Origin of the sequence: Embleya sp. NPDC050493 (assembly GCF_044458105.1) — a bacterium.
Classification (GTDB): domain Bacteria; phylum Actinomycetota; class Actinomycetes; order Streptomycetales; family Streptomycetaceae; genus Embleya.
This window is the reverse complement of record NZ_JBITHP010000044.1, coordinates 1-20,444: the sequence shown is the minus strand read 5'-3', so window position 1 is coordinate 20,444 and position 20,444 is coordinate 1. Positions and strand designations below refer to the sequence as shown.

The window sequence follows — 20,444 nt, the reverse complement described above, 5'->3', positions numbered from 1 at the left end:
CCTGCTCGCCGTGGGAGTGGGGATGGTCGAGGCGCAGGCGATGGAACTGGTCGATTCGGCGGCCCAGGCCGGGTACGCCTGTGTGGTGGTGAAGAGTTTCGGCGAGCCGGTCACCCGGCTGGTGGAAGCCGCCCAGCGGTCCGGCATCGTGCTGCTCGCCGCCGACGAGGCCGTGGCCTGGCACCACTTGGATGCCATGATCTCCTCGGCCCTCACCCCGACGGAGCGTTTCGGGCAGGCCGCGGGTGCCCCGGCCGTCGGCGATCTGTTCGCGCTGGCCAACGCGATCGCGGGGATGGTGGGAGGGGCCACCGTGATCGAGGATCCGCAGCGGCACATCCTCGCCTACTCGACGCTGCCCGGCCAGGCCGTCGACGAGGGCCGCCGCCAGGGCATCCTCGGCCTCCAGGTGCCGGACGGTCCGGAGTACGACGAGCAATACCGCGTGCTCACCCGGGCGGGACGCACGTGCCGGTTCCCTGCCGTTCCCGGGGGTTTTCCGCGTCTGGGGATCGCGGTCCGGGTGGGGAGCGAGGTGTTGGGTTCGATCTGGGTCGTCAACGCCGGGGAGCACCTGGACTCCGTCGCCGAACAGGCCCTGGCCGATGTGGCGAACAATGTCGCGCTGCACCTGCTCGCGGCCCGCACCACGGAGTCCGCCGTCCGGCGCAGGTACGCCGACCTGTTGCGCCGGCTGCTCGCCGATCCGAGCAGTGTCTCCGTGGTGGCCCCACAACTGGGCCTGGACCCGAACTCGCCCGTCGCGGTGGCCGCATTCGCCATCGCCTCGGTCGATGCCGAGGATGTTCTCACGGCCCAAGCGGCCACCCGGCTCGCCGACCTGGTGAGCCTGCACTGCGAGGCGCGCTACGGCAGGCACGGCTGCGCGTTGATCGACGGAACGGTCTATGCGCTGCTTCCGAGCGGGCCTTCGCCGAACGCGCACCGTGAACTCGTCGCCTATATCGCGCGGCGGGCCCACAGCGCGCTCCGCGTGCCCGTCCGGGCCGGACTCGGCTCGCTCGTCCGGGGACTGCGCTCGATCGAGAGCTCACGCGCCGACGCGGATCTCGTCCTGCGTGCGCTCTCCGAGCGGCCGGGTGCTCCGGAACCGTGCCAGGTGGCCGCGATCGACGAGGTGTGGGCCGGCGCGACGCTGTCCGCGCTCGCCCGGATGCTGGCCACGCACGAGGGACTCCCCCGCGGACTCGGGCCGGCGGTGCGGGCCCACGATCTCGAGCACGGCACCACCTACGCGTCCACCATCCTCGCCTACCTGGACGCCAACGGCGATGTCGCCGCCGCCTCCCATGGGCTGTCCGTGCACCCGAACACGATCCGGTACCGGCTTTCCCGTGCCACGGAAATCTTCGGCTTCGATCTCGCCGACCCGGACGAGCGCCTGGTGTTGTGGCTGCGCTTGCGGCTCGGCGACCAACTCGGCTGGTAGGCCCCATCGGCGCGCCGGCCACCTGCCGCGCGATCATGCGATGCCGGGAACCGACGATGGAGGCGAGCTCGGCCCGCCCGCCCCCCTCCGCCACCACCGCGCAGCGCCCGCAACGGTGCGGTGGACGACCCGGGTCAACCAACGACCCGAGCAACGAAGCATGAGGGGGCAGCCGTTCCAGGACGTGTCGCCGCCACGCACGAAACAACGGGACGGAGCCCCTGCGTAAGACCTGCAGGCTCATCACCGCCTCGCCGATCGCAAGCGCGCGGTGGTGAGCGAAGGCCGGCCCCGCCAGGTCCCGCGCCGTGAAGTGGATGCGCAACATGCGTCCCCCTTGTCCGTTTACCCGGCACCGTGGCCCGGTGGCCGGTGACATTCGGCCCCACCCGAAAGCGGTTGTCGCCGTCGGCCTCGACCGAAGAGGCTTTACCCAGGCCGAACGCACGAAGCATCGAGTCCCGCGCCCGTGGCGGCGCCGGCGCTCGGGCTCCTCGCGGGCGACGAACCCGGCACCGCGTCCCGCAGGAAACGGTCGGTGACAACCAGCCGGACGAACGAACCCGCCGGGCCCAAGTCCAGGACTGTGAAAGGAAATCCCCGTGACCGTGCACCACGAGGCGGCGGCCGGCGACGGCTTCCGCTACACGATCACCCGCACGCTCGACGCCCCCGTTGCGGACGTCTGGCAGGCATGGACCACCGCCGAGCGATACGCGCAGTGGGCGGGCGCGAAGGACGTCACCCTCGACGCCCGAACCGACGGCTCGTGGAGCGGCAGCGTGGTGCTCCCGGACGGTCGACGGTTCCCCATCACCGGCTCGTACCGCGAGGTCGTCGAGAACCGGCGCCTGGTCGTCGCGATGGACGTGCCCGGCGGCGCGGAGCCCGCCGTCATGACCGTCGAACTCACCGACCGCGGCGCCTGCACCGACATCGTCGTCTCGCAGACCTGCGACAGCGCCGAGGAACGCGCCCGGACCGAGGCCGGCAGCAACATGCTCCTCGACGGCCTCACCGCCCACCTCGCGAATCGCTGATCCGAGGCGACGGCCCGGCCGGTCACCACCCGACCGGGCCGGCAGCGGCCCACCGCCCCGGCCGTGGGCGGCTCCACGACCCACACTCCGTACGATCACCCGACCTGCGAGGCAGGAGACAACGACCATGGACACGGAACTCGATCCACGATCGGCACGTACTCCCGCGGAGTTCGTCGCGACCATGCGCCGGTTGCGCCACCGGACGGGGCTGAGCTACCGACAACTGGAGAGCATTGCCGAGGCCAACAGGGACGTGCTGCCCCGTGCGACCGCGGCCGCCGCGCTCGGCCGCGACCGCCTCCCCCGGGAAGAACTCGTGGCCGCCTTCGCCCATGCCTGCGGCGGTGACGAAGCCACCGTCGCGATCTGGGTCTCGGCCCGTCGACATCTGGCCGGCACCGTCGAAACCACCTCACCTCGCACCGGCGTCGAACCGGCAACAACCGTGCCACCAAAGGTTCTTCCACGAGCCGACACCCAAAACCGCCCGACCGCCAACCGCCCGGTCACCAACCTCCCGGGAGCCGATCCCGCAGTGGCCGATCCACCGCCGGCCGTCGACGTCGAAAGCGTGCTCCGTGGTTCACCGGCAACGCCGCGCCCGGCCCGGGGCATCCCCTCCCCACGTCGCGGTGACCTCCCCCTGGGATCGATAGCGGTGTTGTGCAGCGCGGTCCTGGGCGCGGTGATTCTCTGGCGCGGCAACGGCGAAGGCGGCCCGAATCCCCGCACCCGGCGCCGACGGCTGGAGCAAGTCGGCACCGGAGTCGTGGGGGTCGGTCGTGCACTCCTCAAACGACCATGGGCCGCACCCCGGGCCTGGCCGGCACGGTAGACGAACGCGTTTTCCGTGCACTGCACGACGACGTCATCCCGCCGTCCGAAGCCGCCGTGATCCGTGTGGCCTCCGACCGTTCGCGCGGCCACGGTTTCAGCCGACTCGGAGTCCGACCGGATCGGTTTCTCAGCCGATCCAGTCGCCGAAAGCGGTGCCGACGGCCTCGCCGACCAGGCCGTTCATCCGAGCGCCGCGGCCGGTACCGCCGTCGGCCGGGCCGCGGCCGTCTTTGGCAGGCTTGACCAGCCACAGGGGTGCCCCGCCGGGTCTGGCCATCACACCGCCGAAGCGCAGGTCACCGCAGAACCACAGCACTCCCAGGCCATCGTCCATCCCTTGCCACAGGTCCTCCGGGACCCGACCCCGGAACTCACGAACGACGCTGCCGTCCGGAGCAAGCAGGAAAACACGCCTGAGGCTTTTATCACCCCGGATCCGATCCAGTCGGCACGGCCACGCCTGCCACGGTCGCCTGCCCGTCTCCGCGGCGGCTCTGAATCCCAACGGCACGGTATCCAGCGCGATACCCACGGGCATGATGGACGTCATGATCAGTCCCACGCCGCACACAAGCACCACCCGACCCACCGTGTCCGAGGTCGTCACGTTGTACCAGACGAGCAGTCCGGCGGCAGCGAGCATCCACACGACGAGGATGCCGATCATCACCTTGGCGGCGCGTCGACCCTCCTGCACGTCGGCGAAGGTGGCGGGCGTGTGCACCGCGGTCATCGGCGACACCGCGTACCCGAACTCCTCTGCCTGCACGACTCTCCCCGTCTCTTCGATATGCGTCGTTGTCGGTTCCGGTCCGAACAGTTGCCGGGCATCGCCGGTGCCTGCCGGTCTTGTTCATCGGCTCGTCGCTCGTCCACGACAGGGTCGTGCGGCGATCTTGCGGTCGCCGTCGAACAGTTGCCTCCGGCGCGGGTGCGGTCGTCGAGACGACGGGCGCCGCGCGCGGACGTCCAGACTGCTGTGATGCTTGGCTCGTCGACTTGTATGAAGGCGAACTCTTCGATCAGAGTCGACCGACGCGCGCGCCGGCACGCGTCGCGGACGGAGGTCGGAGTGTCCATGGAGTCGAGGAACAGGGGCGAGTACGTGGAGCGTCGCCCCTCCCGGCGGTTACGCGCCCAGGTCGTGATGTACCGGGGTCATCGCACCACGGGGCCGGGTCCGCTCAGGCTCACTCTCCCCTCGGCGACCGTGACGTTGATCCTGGGCTGGGGAGACCCCCTCCACCTGTTCCACGAGACCCGGGGCGGGCCGGCGATGCGGACGACGTGGCACGCGATGCTCGCCGGTCTGCACGCGTCGTCGATCAGAGGCGGATACCCGGGTGTCGCCGAGGCGATCGAGGTGGAGTTCACCCCGCTCGGCGCGTACATGTGCCTGGGTCTGCCGTTGCACCACCTCTCCGACGACCACGTGCACCCGGATGCGGTCCTGGGCACCGGCTGGTCGGCCCGGCTCACCGAGCAACTCGTCGCGGCGCCGGACTGGGAACGGCGCTGGGCGGTCGTCGAGAACGCCCTCGCGCTGCGGATGGTGGACGCCCCGCCGCCCTCGCCGGTCGTTGCCGAGGCATGGAGCCGACTGCGCGCCTGCCACGGGCGGTTGTCCGCCAAGGATCTGGCCGCCGCGACGGGCCGCGGCACCCGGCGACTGCAAATGCTCTTCCGTGAACAGATCGGACTACCACCGCAATCCGTCAGCCGGATCCTGCGGTTCCAACGAGCACTCACCCTGCCGCCCGACGCCTGCCGGACCATGGCCGACCGGGCGGCCGCATGCGGCTACCACGACCAGGCACACATGAACCGTGACTTCCGCGACCTGGCCGGACTCACCCCCACACAACTGTGCCTTCTCGCGGACGGCGCCGTCTCCCGAGGCCGACCTCCCGCGGAAGGGCGCCTGGCCAACGTCTTCGAGCCCTGAAACCGCCGCCCGGCGGTCCGGTTCGCCGCGGGCCGCCGCGGGCCGGATGTCCGGTTCGCCACAGGCCGCCGCGAGCCGGGTGCCGCGGCGGCGTGCTCCTGCTATCCGGACGTCGCGCAGTGCACGTTCACGCGCATCCGTGTGGTTGTTCCGGTCTCGGTCGAGCGGATCTGGAGCAGGTCACAGATCTGGTTGGCGATCCACAGTCCGCGTCCGCCGTCCTGGTCGGCGGTGGGGCGGTGGCGCCCGGCGAGTGGGTCGACGACACGGCCGGTGTCCCGGATCTCGCAGATCAGGTGGGTGTCCTGCCGCCACAGCGTGATCGTGCCGCTGCCGCCGCCGTGCACGACACTGTTGCCGGCGATCTCGCTGATCGCCAACAGGGCGTGGTTGACCTGGGCACGGGACACGTCCGACAACACCCGGCGGACCAGGGTCCGGACGCCGGCGAGTTCACCGGAGGCGAACGCGAGCCGCTGTGCGTGCGCGGGAGCGGGGGGCAGGGCGGGGCCCAGCAGGGTGGCCGCGTAGTCGTCGGGGCGCGGATGTGGGTGGTCGATGCGGGCCGCGCCGTCCAGGACCTGCGGGTGCGAGTGGCGAACCGCCTCGATGGTGTCGGGTCCGAGCGTGGTGGTGTCGTACGGGCACAGGAGTTGCCACGGCACGCCTTCGAAGGCGAGGTTGAGGAGGGTCTCGTGGTGGCGGCACTCGACCAGTTCGGCCTCGTCCCGGCCGGCCCAGATCGGCTCGCCGATTCCGCGGAAGGTCCGGGTGCCCTGTTCCCGGGTCCATTGTTGCCATGTCGGGATGATCCGGGCGGGGTTGCGGCCGACGCGTTCCATGTCGATCCAGGTGACCTCGTTCGCGTCGGCGGCCAGTTCCTCCCGCAGGGCACCCGCCCGGGGTTGGATCACCGCGACCGCGACCGCCTCGTCCGCGGCCAACCCCTCGCGCACGAACCGCGCCGTGCGCGCGACGAAGTCGCTCAAACCCGCGTAGAGCAGGGCGTCATGACGGAACTCCGAGACCGCGTTCATCCGGTCGTCACCCTCTCCAATGCCAGGCCGGGCACCTGCCCCCACCCCGCCAGCTCGACCAGATCGCACAACTCTTCCGAGGCTTGGCGCAGGACCAGCCGCCGCCCCTCCCCCAAGGTGCGGGCGGTCTGCACGAGGGTTCGGACGCCGGCGACGTCGATGAACCCCAACGACGACACGTCGACCAGGACATCCCCCGGCTCGGCGCCCCGCTGTGCTTCCAGCGCGGATCGCACGTGCGCGCAGTTGTCCAGGTCGACCTCCCCCAGGAGCCGGACGCCGGGCTGCGGCGAGTTCCGCTCGACACGAAGCACGCCGTCGTCGTAGTCAGCACTCACGTCTGTGTCCCTCGTTCGCCGGACGCTTGTGCAGAAGATACTCGATACCGAACTCGCGTCGCTGCCCCGGACGAAGCGCGGGGCGATGCGTCCGGGGCGTGCCGGGCGTCGGCCGACCGATCGGCAGCGGACGAACGCCGTCGGGGCGGCGCGGACCGTTCACCGGCTCGGCTCCCCGTGCCGGCCCGGGGCGGGGCGGGGCTTCCCCATCGGCGAGCCCGCGCCGCCGCCCCGCCCGCCTGCTCGTCACGAATGGGGTTCAGGGCGAAGCGTCACGGCCTCGGCCGGGGGTGGATCGTCGGGGTGGTCGGGTGAGGGTGATCTGGCGTACGAGCTGGTGCAGGCAGACCGTGGTCGCGACCGCGGGCAGAACGGCGACGACGACGCCCTGGACGGTCATCGGGGCGTGGGTGAGGGAGAGCGCCATGGACAGGCCGGCGAAGGTGGTGACCACGATCCACGAGTGCAGCGCCCGACGGCGGTGCAGACTGGAGCGCAGGATCGACAACGAGGCCACGATCCACGGCCCCTGAACCAGGACGGGCCACCACCGGGCCGGGCCGGCGGTGAGGCCGGCGGCATGGCGCAGCGGCGCGAGGGTGATCAACGCGCCGAGCACGCCGATCGCGGCGACCACCACGACGCTGACCGCCACCATGAAGTGGCTGAGCCGATCCACTCGCCGCACGCCGGTGGCCGGCCGGGCGATGGTCGGGGGCCGCCGGCGATGACTGCCGGATCCCCGGTTCGGCGCGGGTAGTTCGACGGTGGCGACCACGTCGTCGACCGGTTTCCCCAGCAGCCGGGCGAGGTCGGTCTCGAATCCCGGATCTCCTACCACCGCGAACGACGAGGAGAGTCCGTCGAATGTCGCGGCGGCGTTCGGTGTCGGCCACTGCCCCACGTCGGGGGAGGATGCGGCGCCCGCACGGAATTGCACACCGGACGGGGAGTAGGGGTCGTATCCATAACCTTCGTACATGGGCCTGGTTCATTCAAGGGCTCGGGCGTTGCCGGGTGCCGAATACGGATTCCCGCTGCGGCGGACGGTTTCGGCATTCACGAATGTCGATCGTCCAGGACGTCGTCGAGGCGGCGCGAGTACTCCGCGGCGATCAACACCATCGTCAGGGCGAACTGCTCCATGTCGGCGGAACAATGACGAAGCAGCACGCGATACCCCGCGCGCTCGATGTACGCGTGCGGAGATCGTTTGAGGAACGTCGCCGCGCGAGGGGTGAGTACCCAATCCCCCATGGGGAAGGTGCGTTGGGCGAGCGCGGGTGAAAGCGCGGCGGAGCCGGATGCTCTGGGAGTCACGCCGGGGGTAACGACTCGCTCTCGTCGTGGGCTCTGCTCCGAACCGGTGAACGGCAGCCCCGATTCGTGTCTTTTTCGAGCCTCAGTTGTACATTTCCGAACACCGTATCCGCAGAGCCTTTGCCGCCGAGCACGCAAATTCCTTGCCGGCGCAGGGAAGCGTGCGTGTTCACCCGAGGTTTCTTTACCTTCGCAATGTTCACCACACGAGTCGGCAAAAATTCGGGTCACCCACCGAACGGCGGGACTGCCTTCCCCGCGTGCGTATCCGGGCCCCGCGTCGGGGTGGCAACGACCGCGCGAGCGCCCGGGATTCCCTCGGCCCCGAGGCGGGCACCACCGGTGCGGTGCGGCGTGGTGGTCGTGTCGGGCGGGGACAAGCGACCGACTCCGGTCCCGAGGCACCGCAAACGGCTCGATGTCGCCGGACGGCGTCGGGAGGTGCCGGGGTCGTCGGTCGGGTGGTCCGCTGCGTGCGCGGCGAACCCCCGGGTGTCCCTGGGGTGTCGGCGACGACGAGGGGCGGCTGCCCCGGCAGGGGGCGCTCGGGTGGCGCGGGTGGGTGGCGCGTGTCGTATCGCCGTGTGGCGACGCACCCTCCTGCGCTCCGCCATCGGAGTGGCTTGAATTCGCCGCTCTTGTAACCGGATTCACGCGTATGGGTTACTGAGGACATCCAACGGTAGGTGCCCATCCTTTCGGGGGACGCGACAACCGACGCGTCCGTGAGCGCCCCTTGACCGGGGAGCAACCGGCATCCGCGTCGGATGTGGCGATGGGCTCCCCCGCAGGGGCCTTGGATGGGTCGGCCGGTGCCGAACCCGGCACCGGCCGATCCGGTGGCTCGATCCACTCCAGGCTCCCCTTCGGATGTCGTTCTCGTCCAGCCCTTGCCCGGGGCTTCACCCAGGACCGCCGGACGTCGGCGCCGTGGTCACGATCCGCTCGTGACCGGACGGCGGTCCGCAAGGCAATCACCGGGACCGGCGCGATCGCCGGGAGCGGCGGATATCCCGTTGCACGAATCCGCAGGACGACCACAAGGGGACAGTCATGCCCATCTCACCCAATCAGGGCTCGACCGGGGGCGGAACCCTCGTCACCATCACCGGCACGAACCTCGCCGGCACCACCGCGGTGAAGTTCGGAACCAAGCCGGCCACCAGCGTCACCAACGTCTCGCCCACCCAGGTCACCGCCGTGTCGCCGTCCGGTACCGGTACGGTCGGCGTGACCGTGACCACCCCCGGCGGCACGAGCAACCCGATTCCGTTCTTCTACGTCGGGGCACCGTTCAAGTCCTCGCTGAGCGACACTTCCGGAGCAACCGCCGGCGGCGAGACCATCTCGATCAACGGCACCGGCCTGTCGACCGCCACCAGCGTGGCCTTCGGCGCCAATTCCGCGGTCCCCACCGTCGTCTCCGACAGCCTGATCAACGTCGTGGTCCCGGCGGGAGCGGCGGCCGGTCCGGTCGGTGTCACCGTCACCACGGCGGGCGGTACCAACAACGGCCTGTCGTACACCTACGTCGACAGCCCCGCCGTCACCACCATCGCCCCCAACGAGGGCCCGACCTCCGGCGGCACGGCGGTGACCATCACCGGAACCGGCCTCGGCAGCACCGAACAGGTCACCTTCGACGGCTCCCCGGCACCGTTCTCGGTCATCTCGGCCACCTCGGTCTCCGCAGTGACGCCCCCCGGCGCCGTCGGACCCGCCGACGTCGTCGTGACCAACCCCGCCGGCGCGGCCACGGTCGTCGGCGGCTTCACCTACGTCGCCGGCCCCGGCATCTGACCCGATCCCCGGCGGCCGCCCACCGCCGGGCACACCGGGACATCGGCCCGGACGACGCGACGTCCGCGTCCGAAGACGAAACCCGACGACGAACACCGAACACCCGCACCGAGCCACGGCACGCGGCACACTCTCCGGGCCGTGGCTCCTCCCTGCCGGACAAAGGACCAAAGGCCGTGAATCATCCCGAGTACCAACCCATCACCGGCTCGGAAGCCCTCCTTGCCGCTCCCGTCGTCTCGGTGCTCTCCCCCGCCCAGGGGCCGGCCTCCGGCGGCAACACCGCCACGCTCGGCGGCAGCGGGTTCACCGGGGCCACCGCGGTCAAGTTCGGCACCACACCGGCGACTTCCTTCACGGTGGTCTCCGCCACCCAGATCACCGCGGTCGTCCCGGCCGGGCTCCCCGGACCGGTCGCCGTCACCGTCACCACCCCAGGCGGCACCAGCAACGGCATCACGTACACCTACGTCCCGTTCGTCTCGGTGCTCTCCCCGGCCCAGGGGCCGACCCCGGGCGGCAACACCGTCACTCTCGGCGGCAACGGGTTCACCGGCGCCACCGCGGTCAAGTTCGGCACCACACCGGCGACTTCCTTCACCGTGGTCTCCGATGTGCAGATCACCGCGGTCGTCCCCGCCGGACCCGCCGGACCGGTCGCCGTCACCGTCACCACCGCCGGTGGCACCAGCAACGGCATCACCTACACCTACGTCGGCCAACCCGTCGTCTCGGTGCTCTCCCCGGCCCAGGGACCGACGTCGGGCGGCAACACGGTCACGCTCACCGGGACCGGATTCACCGGCGCGACCGCCGTGAAGTTCGGGACCACGGCGGCGACCTCCTTCACGGTCCTCTCCGCCACCCAGATCACCGCGGTCGCCCCGGCCGGACCCGCCGGACCGGTCGCCGTCACCGTCACCACCGCCAGTGGCACCAGCGCCTCGAACATCTTCTACTTCTATGTCGCCGCGCCGGTCCTCACCGGGGTCGACCCGGCCCGGGGGCCGACTTCGGGCGGCAACACCGTCACGCTCACCGGCACCGGATTCACCGGGACCACCGCGGTGAAGTTCGGCGCCACGGCGGCGACTTCCTTCACCGTGCTCTCCGCCTCCCAACTCACCGCCGTCGTCCCGCCGGGGGCGGGCACCGTTTCGATCACGGTCACCACCGCCGGCGGAACCAGCAACGGCCTTCTCTACGCGTACGTTCCCGCACCCACCCTCACCGCCCTCGTCCCGGCCCAGGGATCGACGGACGCCGGGTCCGACATCACCCTCACCGGCACCGCCCTGACCACCACGACCGCCGTCACCTTCGGCGGCACACCCGCTGCCTTCACCGTGGTGTCCGACACCACCGTCACCGCAACCGCGCCCGCGGGACCGGCGGGCCCCGTCTCCGTCAACGTCACCACATCCGGCGGCACCAGCAACTCCCTCACCTACACCCGAGTGCCGTCCCCCACGATCTAGTGCCGGGCGCGGCAATCTTCACCCCGGCGCGGCACCGGCCTCGACCGTGCTCCACGACATTGCCCCGCCCCCGGCGGTGGGTAGGGCGAACGACCGGGCGCGGGCGGCGAGTTCACTTCGTCGGAGGCACGATCGACTGTCGGTGGTGGAAGTGGTTCTCCGGGTCCCAGGTCTTCTTGGTCAGTTGCAGGCGGGCGTAGTTGTCCTTGTAGTAGAGCCTGGGGTATTGCGGCGCCGGGTCCGTCGCGATCCCCAGGTCGACGTCGGGATAGTTGACGTAGGCGCCGTCCGTGGTGAGGTCGTGCGTGGCGTCGCTGATCTCGGGGACCCCGCCGGTCTCCGCGTAGACCGCCTCGTAGAGGCCGCGCAGGAAGTCCAGGTGCGCCGAATCCTGGGCGGGATCCGTCCAGTACGTCTGATATTGCAGCTTGAGGACGGAATCCCGCTGTGGGACCGCCGTCTCGTGCGGCCGGACCGCGTTGATGCGGCATCCGTACGAGTCGATCTGGACCAGGGTCTGGGTGAGATCGACGTTGGGGACGTCGCGCGTCAGCCAGGTCCACATGGCCGCGATCTGCGTCGTGGTGAACGACTTGCGGTGGTAGGCCGACTTGTACTTGCCGCGCTGGTTGGGGCCCGATCCGTTCAGCGTCTGGGTCGCCTGCAACCAGGGCATCCTGCGGTGCTTGTCCGGGTAGGGCAGGAAGTGATCCCCCACGGTGTACATCTGGGTCGTCGACTCGGTCCGCAGGCCCGCCTCGACCGCGGCGAGGAAGTCTTCGACGGGTCCGATGTCCTCCCCGGCCCACTGGCTCGAGAGCACGACGTTGCCGTTGCTCTTGTGGGTGAGTTTCAGCAGGCTGAACAGGTTCTGATAGAGCGGCTCCTCGGCGCCGCTGTGGGTTTCGAAGAACCTGCTGTAGTTCTCCACGAGTTTGGTGAAGTCGTCCGGGTTCTTCGTCAACTCGGCCCACGGCCACGCGATGCTGCTGAGCCAGACGTTCGGCGGCGGCGTCGGGATGGACTCGGCGAAGTAGTAGCGCAGGACGACGCCGAAGTTCCCGCCGCCACCACCGGTGTGCGCCCAGAAGAGGTCGGACGTGTGGGAGCCGGGCGGATCCGAGCGGTGTGCCCGGGTCACCACGGCGCGGCCGTCCGCGACGGTGACGACGTCGACCTGGACGAGGTGGTCCACGGTCAGACCGTCGCGGCGCGAGAGCACCCCGTATCCCCCGCCGCAGACGTGGCCGCCCGCCCCGACCGAGTAGCACGAGCCACCCGGAATGGTCACGCCGTACCGACGAAACAGGGTCGTGTAGATGTCCCAGATGGTGGCGCCGGACTCCACGCCGTAGGCGGCCTTGCCGTACTTGTCCTCGGTCTTCCGGACGTCCTTCATCGCGCTCATGTCGAGGATCGCGCCGCCCGTGTTCTCCACGAAGTCCTCGTAGCAGTGGCCCCCACTGCGTACGGTCGGCCGCAATCCCTGTCGCAGCGCCTCGTCCACGCCCGCGACCACGTCGTCGTCGCAGGTGATCACCTGGATGTAGCGGGGGCTACTGGTCCAGCGTTGGTTGAAGCCCTGACTCAGGGTCTCGTACCGGGGGTCGTCGGGGAGCACACGCGAGGCGCCCGACGCGGCCGCAGCCCCACCGGCGGGACGGGGGTTCGCGGACGGGCCCGGGGTCTCCGCCGCCCGGGCCCGGCCGTCCCCGAGCCCCAGACCGGCGATGGAGGCCCCTGCGGCCACGGCTCCGACGGAACCCAGCAGATTTCGTCGCGATACCTCGTGCGGCATGTCTCAACTCTCTTTCGCCGAATGGCCGGGAGAGCACCCACACTCCCCCGCACCCGGCCGAAGCCCGGCGTGACACGCGCTGCGAGCAGCCAGATCCCCCCTTCCGGGCCGGCGCATCCTGCGGCCGCCGGGGGGCAGGCGCGCCTCTCGCGACGCGCGCCTGCCGCACCCGCCGCGCCCTGGGCAACGGCGCCGACGCCGCCCGGGCGCGTACTCGTCTACCCGAGTGCGACCTGCGGCCGACCGGCGCGGGCCTCAGTACCACACGAAGTGAGGGCAGTTCCTAGACGTACGCCCACCACACCCAGCCCTTGACGCCACTGGCGTTGTGCTTCACGTAGTACCACCAGTTGGCCTCGCCGGCGTTCTTCTGGCAGTACACGGTGACGTCGGCACCCTTCTGCAGCAACCGAAGCACCGTGGAGTTGGTGCTCGGCTTGGAGCGCAGCCGGACGTTGCTGCCGGAGATCTCCGCGACGTGGTCCCTGAAGTCCTGGTCGCACGAGGGGTGCGACGCGGCCGACGCGCCGGGGGCCACGACGACCGCGCCGCCGGTGAGGAGCAACGCGGACGCGGTCGCCATGCCGAGTCGACGTCGAAGCGTCATGGATTTCCCCCGGGACTCTCGGTTTGCCGTACTGGATTTCATCGAATGCCCGTTCCTGCCCGCAGACCTGCGGACGACCTGGGTCGGCGGCGCATCGGCCGCCGCGTGATCACAGTCGGTGGCTCACGCTAGTTCCGCATGTCACGGCGGGCTATCCGTATCGCGCACCCCCGAGTGCACAGGGGAAGACGACAGGCGCCCGAAGCGATTGCACCCGTGCACGCGGCGGAAATAACGCGGTTGAAGCAGATCCACCGCGGCCTCTCCGTGCCCGCTCCGGGGCATCGCTGGTGGACACATCCTCCCATTGCGCTCACTTCCGGTGCTCTCGGCCCGCCGCGTGGCGTCGACGCGCGACCATGGGCGGGCACGACGCGAACTCGACGCAAAGGCGCCGGTGGACTACGGAGGGCATCCGGACGATACTGACCGATGAATCCATGCCCGGCCGGTTCTCGTCGGGTCGCCCACCGGCCGTGGGGAATCGAGGCTGTGGTGTCCGTCCGACCGCGTGAGGAACTGTTGGCGGCGGCCTTCGTGGATCTCGCGAACACGCTGGTACGCGATTTCGACGTCATCAACTTCCTGCACACCCTCGCGGAGCACTGCGTCGAACTGCTCGACGTCGCTGCGGCCGGCGTCATGCTGGCCACCCCCGAGGGCCGGGTCGTCGAGGCCGCGGCCTCGGACGAGCGCACCCGCGCCCTGGAGTTGGCGAGCATCGAGTGGGACGAGGGGCCCTGCCGCGACTGCTGCCACACCGGCGCCCCGGTCTCCGACGTCGCACTGGACACCGAGACGGCACGCCAACGGTGGCCGCGCTTCACCCCCCACGCGCAGGCCATGGGCTTCACCTCGGTGGTCGCGGCCCCACTGCGCCTGCACGAGACCACGATCGGCGCCCTCAACCTGTTCCGGAACCGCTCCGGCCCGCTCGACCAGGCCCAACTGCGCCTGGGGCAGGCGCTGGCGGACACCGCCACCATCGGCGTGCTGCAACACCGCGCCGTGCACGAGCAGATGACCGTGGCCACCCAGCTCCAGGCCGCGCTGGACAGTCGGGTCGTCGTGGAGCAGGCCAACGGGTTCCTCGCGCACCACCGCGACATCGGCGTCGACCAGGCGTTCCGGCTCCTGCGCGCGCACGCCCGCGCCCGCGGTCTGCGCCTGACCGACGTCGCCCGGGGGATCCTGGACGGCACCGTGGATCCGGCCCTGATCGGCCCCGGTGCCTGACACTCGGGGTGGTGTGACCGCCTCCAGGCGAGGGCGTCCGCGATGACCACGGTGCCGCAGCGCGCGATGGCCCGGTACCTGCTCGCCCAACAGGCCCGAGCCGGCCCCGGACTGGGCCCGCTCCCGCTGCCCGAGTGTGCCGAGTCCCTGGGTCTGGACGGACTGGCCTTCCTCCTGGCACCCGGCGGCCCGCCCCCCGAACTCCTCCAGTCCTGCGGCGACTTGACCGCCCCGTTGGAGGACCTGCAACTCACCCAGGGCCAAGGGCCCAGCACCGACGCCGCCCGCGGCACGCTCTTCCTCGCCGCCGACCTCTCGTCGATCCCGCCGACCCGCTGGCCCGGACTGCTCCCCGCCGTCACGAACCTGGGCGTCCATGCGATCTTCGCCTTCCCTTTGCGGGTCGGCGTCATCGTCCTGGGCGTACTCACCGGCCACCGCACCACATCGAGCCCGATGACCCCGGGCCAACTCACCGACGCGTTCGTCCTGGCCGGATCCCTGGGCTCACTCCTCATCGGCGCCGCCGCACACCCCGACACCCCCACCGCATTGCTCGCCGAAGAGCAGGGTCTGCACTTCGCCGAGGTCCACCAGGCCACCGGCATGGTCAGCGCCCAACTGGGCGTCACCCCCGCCCAGGCCCTGGTCCGCCTGCGCGCCCACGCCTTCGGCCACGACACGCCCCTGCTGGAGACCGCCCGCGCCGTCCTCGGCCGCCGCCTGCGTTTCGACACCGAGGACGACGACGACACGAGGACAGGCCGCCCCTGACCGGCACCCGGCCCACGAGCACTGTGACCGGAAACCTCCGGCCCGACTCGGATTTCACCGGAAGAGGACGACATGACGCCCATCGAAACGACCCGGGACCCGACCACCTCGCACACCGCCGCCGTCTCCGACGCGGTGTGCGATCCGCAGCGGATCGCCGCGGTCACCGCCGCCGGCCTGCTCGACAGCCTCCCGGACGAATTCTTCGACGACCTGGCCCGCCTGGCCCTGACCATCACCGGCGCCCGCGCGGCGTTCCTCACGGTCGCCGACACCGAGCGCGCCTTCTGGAAGAGCGCCATCGGCATCGATCCGGACGCCGCAGCCCGCGAGAACGCCCTCTCGGACAGCCCCTGCCACTTGTTGATCACCACTCGCGCACCCCTGATCGCCGAGGACGCCCACTTCGCACCCCGCGTCCACGGATTCGAAGTCCTGTCCGCCGCCCGCATCGGAGCCTGGGCCGGCTACCCGGTCTTCTCCACCGAGGGACACGTCCTCGGCGGCTTCTACGTCATCGACGCCCACCCGCGTCCCTTCACCACGGCCCAACTACAGGCACTGCAGACCGTGGCCCGCGCGGCCTCGTCCGAGATCGCGCTGCGCCAGGCCCTGGCGCTGGCCCGGGACGCCGGCCGCGCCTCCGCCACGCTGGCCCGCACCCTTCAGGACAACCTCCTGCCACCGCGCCTGCCCACCGTCGCGGGCCTGGACGCCGCCGCGATCTATCTGGCCGCCGACGTCACCGGCACCGACGTCGTCGGCGACTTCTACGATCTCTTCCACACCCGCGGCAAGAACTGGTGCGCGGTCATGGGCGACGTCTGCGGCAAAGGCATCGAAGCCGCCAAGATCACCGCACTGGCCCACTACACGATCCGCACCGAGGCCACCCAACATCCCGCACCTGCCAAGATCCTGCACCGCCTGCACGAAGCCCTCGTCGAACAACGCACCGACGACCGCTTCCTCAGCGCGGCCCTCGCCCTCCTGCACCCGGGCCCCGACGGCATCACCGGCCGCCTCTCCAGCGCCGGCCACCCACCCCCGCTGATCCGCCGCGCCGACGGAGGCGTCGAGGAACTCCACTGCCCCGGCACCCTCGTCGGCGCCTACATCGACAACGTCCGCCTGACCGAGATCCGCTTCCGCCTCGACCCCGGCGACGCCCTGCTCCTGTACACCGACGGCATCACCGAAGCCCGCGCCGGACGCGGACACCCGATGTTCGGCGAAGAACGTCTCGCCGAAACCCTCGGCAGGACCCGCGGTTCGGACGCCGCGAGAACCGTGGAGCACCTCTCCCGCGCGGTCGCCGCCCACGCCCGCGGTCACGCCTGCGACGACACCGCCCTGATGCTCCTGCGAGCCCCACCCATACCCTGAACCGCCGCACCGCGCTGCCGCGTCCGAGGCGCGCGGCAGCCCACAGTCGGCCCAGCCGGCGATGGGCTGTTGCCCCCCTGTCCGCCCCTGTTTGCCCCCGTTTGCCCCCGTGCCGACGGTCCTTCCCGGAATCCGCGGCCTGCGACGCCGGGGTCGTCGTGCCCGCCTCCCGGCCGGGTAAGGCACGGTCCGGGAACGCGAACGGGGCCCCGGTCGGAAGATGTTGACCGAGGCCCCGCACGACGTCGGGCACAGCCCGCACAGCTCACCCCGAGTGACTGTGTGGACCCGACAAAGGGCGTCTACCCGGCCGGGACACCGACCACTCGACGACACGCAGGACGTCACCCGAAAGAGTCGCGGGCGTATGTGAGTTCCACTCGCGCCGGACCCACCCGATCGCGCGGGTCGCGGCCCGACGGAGCGAGCCCCGACCTCCCCGGAAACGGGTCACAGGCCGAGACTCAAGGGTCCGAGGTCCGAAAGACGACGACCTGTGATCGGAAATGTACGCCCCGTTACCAGAGTGCGACATGTCCGTGATCGTTCGTAGGCCGTACCCCGCGTCCGCGCGGGCAGCCACACCGGCATGAAGGACAACGATCCGCTCCCGAAGTCCACCGCCGACGCCGACGCGTTGGCGGCCCTGGTCGCCCAGGCACGGCAGTGGAGCGACGCGCGGCCTCTTCCGGATCGGGGATGGACGTTCCCGGAAGCCGTCGCGGACGCAATCGGCGACCGCGTGCGACGCCGCTCGCCCCGCCTCCGGGCGATCCGGGCGGGATGGCGCCGAATCCGCGACGGAGAAGGCCGGTTGAACCGCCCGTAGGCGGCCTCCACGCACGACCCCACACGACGTGCCCCCGAGCCGAGTGGGTGCGTCGAACCCACGGCCGACCGGCGTGCCCCTCCCGCGTGGCGGAGGGAAGCGGCGCCCTACTCGTCCCCGCGCCGCGAGTCATCGGGCGGGCGGCGGAGGATCGACCAGGCCGCCGACCCCGGAGCGCCCGGCCGGGACGCCGACGATCCGAACACCGACGTGCTCCCGGACGGATTCGCCGAACACGCCGGCGACCGCGTCGGTGATCGTCCGGATCAACTGCCCCGGGGCGTCCTCGATTCCCGGCAGACGCAGCGCGCCCTCGCGCACGTGCAGCGAGACGGCCGGGGCGTGCACACCACCGGCGGCACCACCCGGCACCCCGCCGACTCCCCAGCGATGCCTCGGGATGCCGAAGATCTCCACGACGGCCATCGAACGCACCCCCTCGCCGTACACCCGCACCAACGCCTCGGTGAGCGACCGGACCAACCGGCCCTCGACCTCCCCGTCCAACTCCTCCTCGTGAACACCTATCTGGAAATGCGGCATCGGATTCTCCCCTCGCCGGCTTCTTCGCCTACGTCGAGCACCAACTTTGCTTTGCAAGCAAAGCATCTTTGCTCACAAAGGTAAACCGCATTGGCCGCCTCGATCAACAGGGAGCGGGTACGGCGGCCGGACCCGGGGCCGGGTCGGCCACGGAACGGCCGCCGGGTGTGCGACCGGGCCGAGCGCACGCAAGGCGGCAACGAGCAGGTCGCCCGGTCCCGCCCGCCGCGCACCCTTCCCGTCCGGAGCGCACCGCGGCAGGGCGCGGATCCGGCTCCGATATCCCGTTCGCGCGACCGTTCCGGCCGGATGACGCGAGGCCCCACGGGCCCGAGTTCGTGCCGAGTACCTCCCTGTACCGTGGCTTTTCGGCCGGCGCCGCAAGGCGTGTGCACGGCCTTGAACGAAGGGTTACGGGGATTTGAAAGTCACGGGGAAACGCCGAATATCGTTGGTCGCCGCGATCGCGGCGGGCGCCGCGATCGTGGGCGGGTTGCAGCTCTCGGGTTCGGCGTTCGGCGACCAGAGCGATCAGGACGCCAAGCCGACCGCCGAGGCTCCGGCACCGACCCAGCAGGCGCTGGAAGGGGTCGAGCCACCCGACTCCGGTTGGTCGGATGTGGACGGCACCGCGTTCGTCAATGGCCGAATGACGATTCCCGCGGTCGGCCCCGCCCGGCAACGCGCAAGCGTGTCCGCCGCCGCGGCGGCGCCGTCCGGGCCCGGGTGGAAGTCGGCCGGCGCGACGAAACTCCTGTCGACCGGCTACACGATCAAGTTCTACGACCAGAAGTCCGTCGACTGGCTGGGGCCGTACGTCAAGCGCTCCGCAGCCGAGATCCAGCGGGACACCGCGCTGCCGATCAAGGTGGACACCAAGCCGGTCGGCCACGACTACGTCCGCCCCAAGGGCGAGATCGTGATCGGCGCGTTCCTGAACCCGTGCGTGACCACCACCGACGGCAGTCCGTGGAAGGTCGTCATGGACGGATCCGGTACGCCGGGCTGGAGTTGCGGGTTCCACGCGCGCAGCACTCCGGACACGGTGACCAGCGGGCACGCGTACATCAACACGTCGTTCTTCACCACCGACGGCAAGCCCATCGCGCGCTTCGGCGAGGTCGGCATGCGGAATCACATCAGCCACGAACTGGGCCACACCCTGGGCCTGGCACACGCCGACGACGCGCCGAAGACGTGCGTCAAGGGCACGGACTCGGGCGAGACCCCGGTCATGTGCTCGGTCGTGAACGCCTACCCGGACTCCCGCGCGGGCCAGTACGTGCAGCAGTTCGACGTGCAGGGCCTGCGCTCGCTGGCCGCCGCGGCCGGCGCTCCGGTGTCCCCGCAGGGCAAGGTCACCGGCATCGCCGGCAAGTGTCTGGACGTCAAGGGCGGGAAGCCGGCCAACGGCACCCAGATCCAGATCTACACCTGCAACACCGGCCCGGGCCAGTCCTGGATCCTGCATCCGGACGGCACGCTGCGCTCGATGGGCAAGTGCCTGGACGACGCCCGCAATGCGAACACCGAGGGCAACAAGATCTCGTTGTGGGACTGCAACGCCTCGGCCGCCCAGAAGTGGAAGCTCGACGCCAAGGGTCGGATCGTTCACGTCGCGAGCGGCAAGGTCCTCGACGTCAAGGGCGGCAGCACCGCCAACAGCACCGTGGTGCAACTCCACTCCGCCAACGCGGGCAAGGGCCAACTCTGGAACGTCCCCAAGTAGGACGCACCCGAGGCAGGACCGAGGAAGCGGGACGGAAACAGAACCGAAGCAGGACGGCGGACACTTCCGTCGATCGGTGACGCGAGCCCCGGCAAGCGCACCCTCGGCAAGGCGGCCCGGGTCGGGGCCACCCACCCGGGCCCCCCCCCGTTCGCCCCCCGGCCCCCCCCCGCAAAATGCCGCGCACGGGCGGGGTGTGCCGTTTACCGGCCCCCCCCCGCCCCCCCGCGCGGCGGCCCCCCTTCTCGTTCGTCGCGCGGACGACCCGGCAGAGGAGCATGGCCCGTCGCCCGG

General features: G+C 70.8%; 18 protein-coding genes. 10 read left to right on the top strand and 8 right to left on the bottom strand.

Annotated elements, in window-relative coordinates; all coding sequences use genetic code 11:
* Nucleotides 1-10 precede the first annotated feature (10 nt).
* Together ACIBM5_RS43980 and ACIBM5_RS43975 are read left to right on the top strand one after the other, a co-directional pair.
* A complete protein-coding gene (locus ACIBM5_RS43980; protein WP_396012313.1) occupies nucleotides 11-1,450 on the top strand; it encodes a PucR family transcriptional regulator in 1,440 nt (479 codons plus the stop codon).
* A 602-nt stretch (nucleotides 1,451-2,052) separates the two neighbouring features.
* Nucleotides 2,053-2,490 (top strand): SRPBCC domain-containing protein, encoded by a 438-nt coding sequence (locus tag ACIBM5_RS43975; protein ID WP_396012312.1) that lies wholly within the window; start codon nucleotides 2,053-2,055, stop codon nucleotides 2,488-2,490.
* A gap of 967 nt (nucleotides 2,491-3,457) precedes the next feature.
* Here ACIBM5_RS43975 and ACIBM5_RS43970 read toward each other — a convergent pair.
* Complete coding sequence (locus tag ACIBM5_RS43970; protein WP_396012311.1) at nucleotides 3,458-4,099, bottom strand: hypothetical protein; 642 nt, start codon at nucleotides 4,097-4,099, stop codon at nucleotides 3,458-3,460.
* Nucleotides 4,100-4,408: 309 nt separating this feature from the next.
* Here ACIBM5_RS43970 and ACIBM5_RS43965 point away from each other — a divergent pair, with 309 nt between their 5' ends.
* A complete protein-coding gene (locus ACIBM5_RS43965) occupies nucleotides 4,409-5,275 on the top strand; it encodes a helix-turn-helix domain-containing protein (RefSeq protein WP_396012310.1) in 867 nt (288 codons plus the stop codon).
* A 101-nt stretch (nucleotides 5,276-5,376) separates the two neighbouring features.
* On the opposite strand, the gene ACIBM5_RS43960 is transcribed toward ACIBM5_RS43965, so the two are convergent.
* From ACIBM5_RS43960 to ACIBM5_RS43945, 4 genes are all read right to left on the bottom strand, one after another.
* On the bottom strand, nucleotides 5,377-6,312 hold the full coding sequence (locus tag ACIBM5_RS43960) for an anti-sigma factor RsbA family regulatory protein (protein WP_396012309.1): 936 nt from the start codon (nucleotides 6,310-6,312) through the stop codon (nucleotides 5,377-5,379).
* Nucleotides 6,309-6,650 (bottom strand): STAS domain-containing protein, encoded by a 342-nt coding sequence (locus ACIBM5_RS43955; RefSeq protein ID WP_391590064.1) that lies wholly within the window; start codon nucleotides 6,648-6,650, stop codon nucleotides 6,309-6,311. The genes ACIBM5_RS43960 and ACIBM5_RS43955 overlap by 4 nt, the downstream gene beginning before the upstream one ends.
* Before the next feature lie 259 nt (nucleotides 6,651-6,909).
* On the bottom strand, nucleotides 6,910-7,632 hold the full coding sequence (locus ACIBM5_RS43950) for a DUF2637 domain-containing protein (RefSeq protein WP_396012308.1): 723 nt from the start codon (nucleotides 7,630-7,632) through the stop codon (nucleotides 6,910-6,912).
* Nucleotides 7,633-7,709: 77 nt separating this feature from the next.
* Nucleotides 7,710-7,907: a hypothetical protein gene (locus ACIBM5_RS43945; protein ID WP_396012307.1), complete on the bottom strand. Its 198-nt coding sequence runs from the start codon at nucleotides 7,905-7,907 to the stop codon at nucleotides 7,710-7,712.
* Between the two features lie 1,116 nt (nucleotides 7,908-9,023).
* Here ACIBM5_RS43945 and ACIBM5_RS43940 point away from each other — a divergent pair.
* Nucleotides 9,024-9,770, top strand: a complete 747-nt coding sequence (locus ACIBM5_RS43940; protein WP_396012306.1) for an IPT/TIG domain-containing protein — start codon at nucleotides 9,024-9,026, stop codon at nucleotides 9,768-9,770.
* A gap of 176 nt (nucleotides 9,771-9,946) precedes the next feature.
* Nucleotides 9,947-11,248, top strand: coding sequence for an IPT/TIG domain-containing protein (locus ACIBM5_RS43935; protein ID WP_396012305.1), 1,302 nt, complete (start codon nucleotides 9,947-9,949; stop codon nucleotides 11,246-11,248).
* A 112-nt stretch (nucleotides 11,249-11,360) separates the two neighbouring features.
* Here the strand turns inward: ACIBM5_RS43935 and ACIBM5_RS43930 are convergent, their stop codons facing one another.
* Both ACIBM5_RS43930 and ACIBM5_RS43925 read right to left on the bottom strand, forming a co-directional pair.
* On the bottom strand, nucleotides 11,361-13,046 hold the full coding sequence (locus ACIBM5_RS43930; RefSeq protein ID WP_396012304.1) for a BBE domain-containing protein: 1,686 nt from the start codon (nucleotides 13,044-13,046) through the stop codon (nucleotides 11,361-11,363).
* Nucleotides 13,047-13,329: 283 nt separating this feature from the next.
* Entirely contained in the window at nucleotides 13,330-13,653 is a 324-nt protein-coding gene (locus ACIBM5_RS43925) for an SH3 domain-containing protein (RefSeq protein WP_396012303.1), read from the bottom strand.
* Nucleotides 13,654-14,148: 495 nt separating this feature from the next.
* Here ACIBM5_RS43925 and ACIBM5_RS43920 point away from each other — a divergent pair, with 495 nt between their 5' ends.
* From ACIBM5_RS43920 to ACIBM5_RS43905, 4 genes are all read left to right on the top strand, one after another.
* Complete coding sequence (locus tag ACIBM5_RS43920) at nucleotides 14,149-14,889, top strand: ANTAR domain-containing protein (RefSeq protein WP_396012302.1); 741 nt, start codon at nucleotides 14,149-14,151, stop codon at nucleotides 14,887-14,889.
* 42 nt (nucleotides 14,890-14,931) lie between these two features.
* A complete protein-coding gene (locus ACIBM5_RS43915; protein ID WP_396012301.1) occupies nucleotides 14,932-15,663 on the top strand; it encodes an ANTAR domain-containing protein in 732 nt (243 codons plus the stop codon).
* 72 nt (nucleotides 15,664-15,735) lie between these two features.
* Complete coding sequence (locus tag ACIBM5_RS43910; RefSeq protein ID WP_396012300.1) at nucleotides 15,736-17,049, top strand: PP2C family protein-serine/threonine phosphatase; 1,314 nt, start codon at nucleotides 15,736-15,738, stop codon at nucleotides 17,047-17,049.
* Between the two features lie 589 nt (nucleotides 17,050-17,638).
* Nucleotides 17,639-17,878 carry a hypothetical protein gene (locus tag ACIBM5_RS43905; protein ID WP_396012299.1) on the top strand — a complete coding sequence of 80 codons (240 nt, stop codon included), beginning with the start codon at nucleotides 17,639-17,641 and terminating at the stop codon, nucleotides 17,876-17,878.
* Between the two features lie 129 nt (nucleotides 17,879-18,007).
* Here the strand turns inward: ACIBM5_RS43905 and ACIBM5_RS43900 are convergent, their stop codons facing one another.
* Complete coding sequence (locus ACIBM5_RS43900) at nucleotides 18,008-18,421, bottom strand: hypothetical protein (RefSeq protein WP_396012298.1); 414 nt, start codon at nucleotides 18,419-18,421, stop codon at nucleotides 18,008-18,010.
* A 421-nt stretch (nucleotides 18,422-18,842) separates the two neighbouring features.
* Between ACIBM5_RS43900 and ACIBM5_RS43895 the strand changes: the two genes are divergently transcribed.
* Nucleotides 18,843-20,150, top strand: a complete 1,308-nt coding sequence (locus ACIBM5_RS43895) for a ricin-type beta-trefoil lectin domain protein (RefSeq protein WP_396012297.1) — start codon at nucleotides 18,843-18,845, stop codon at nucleotides 20,148-20,150.
* Nucleotides 20,151-20,444 lie beyond the last annotated feature (294 nt).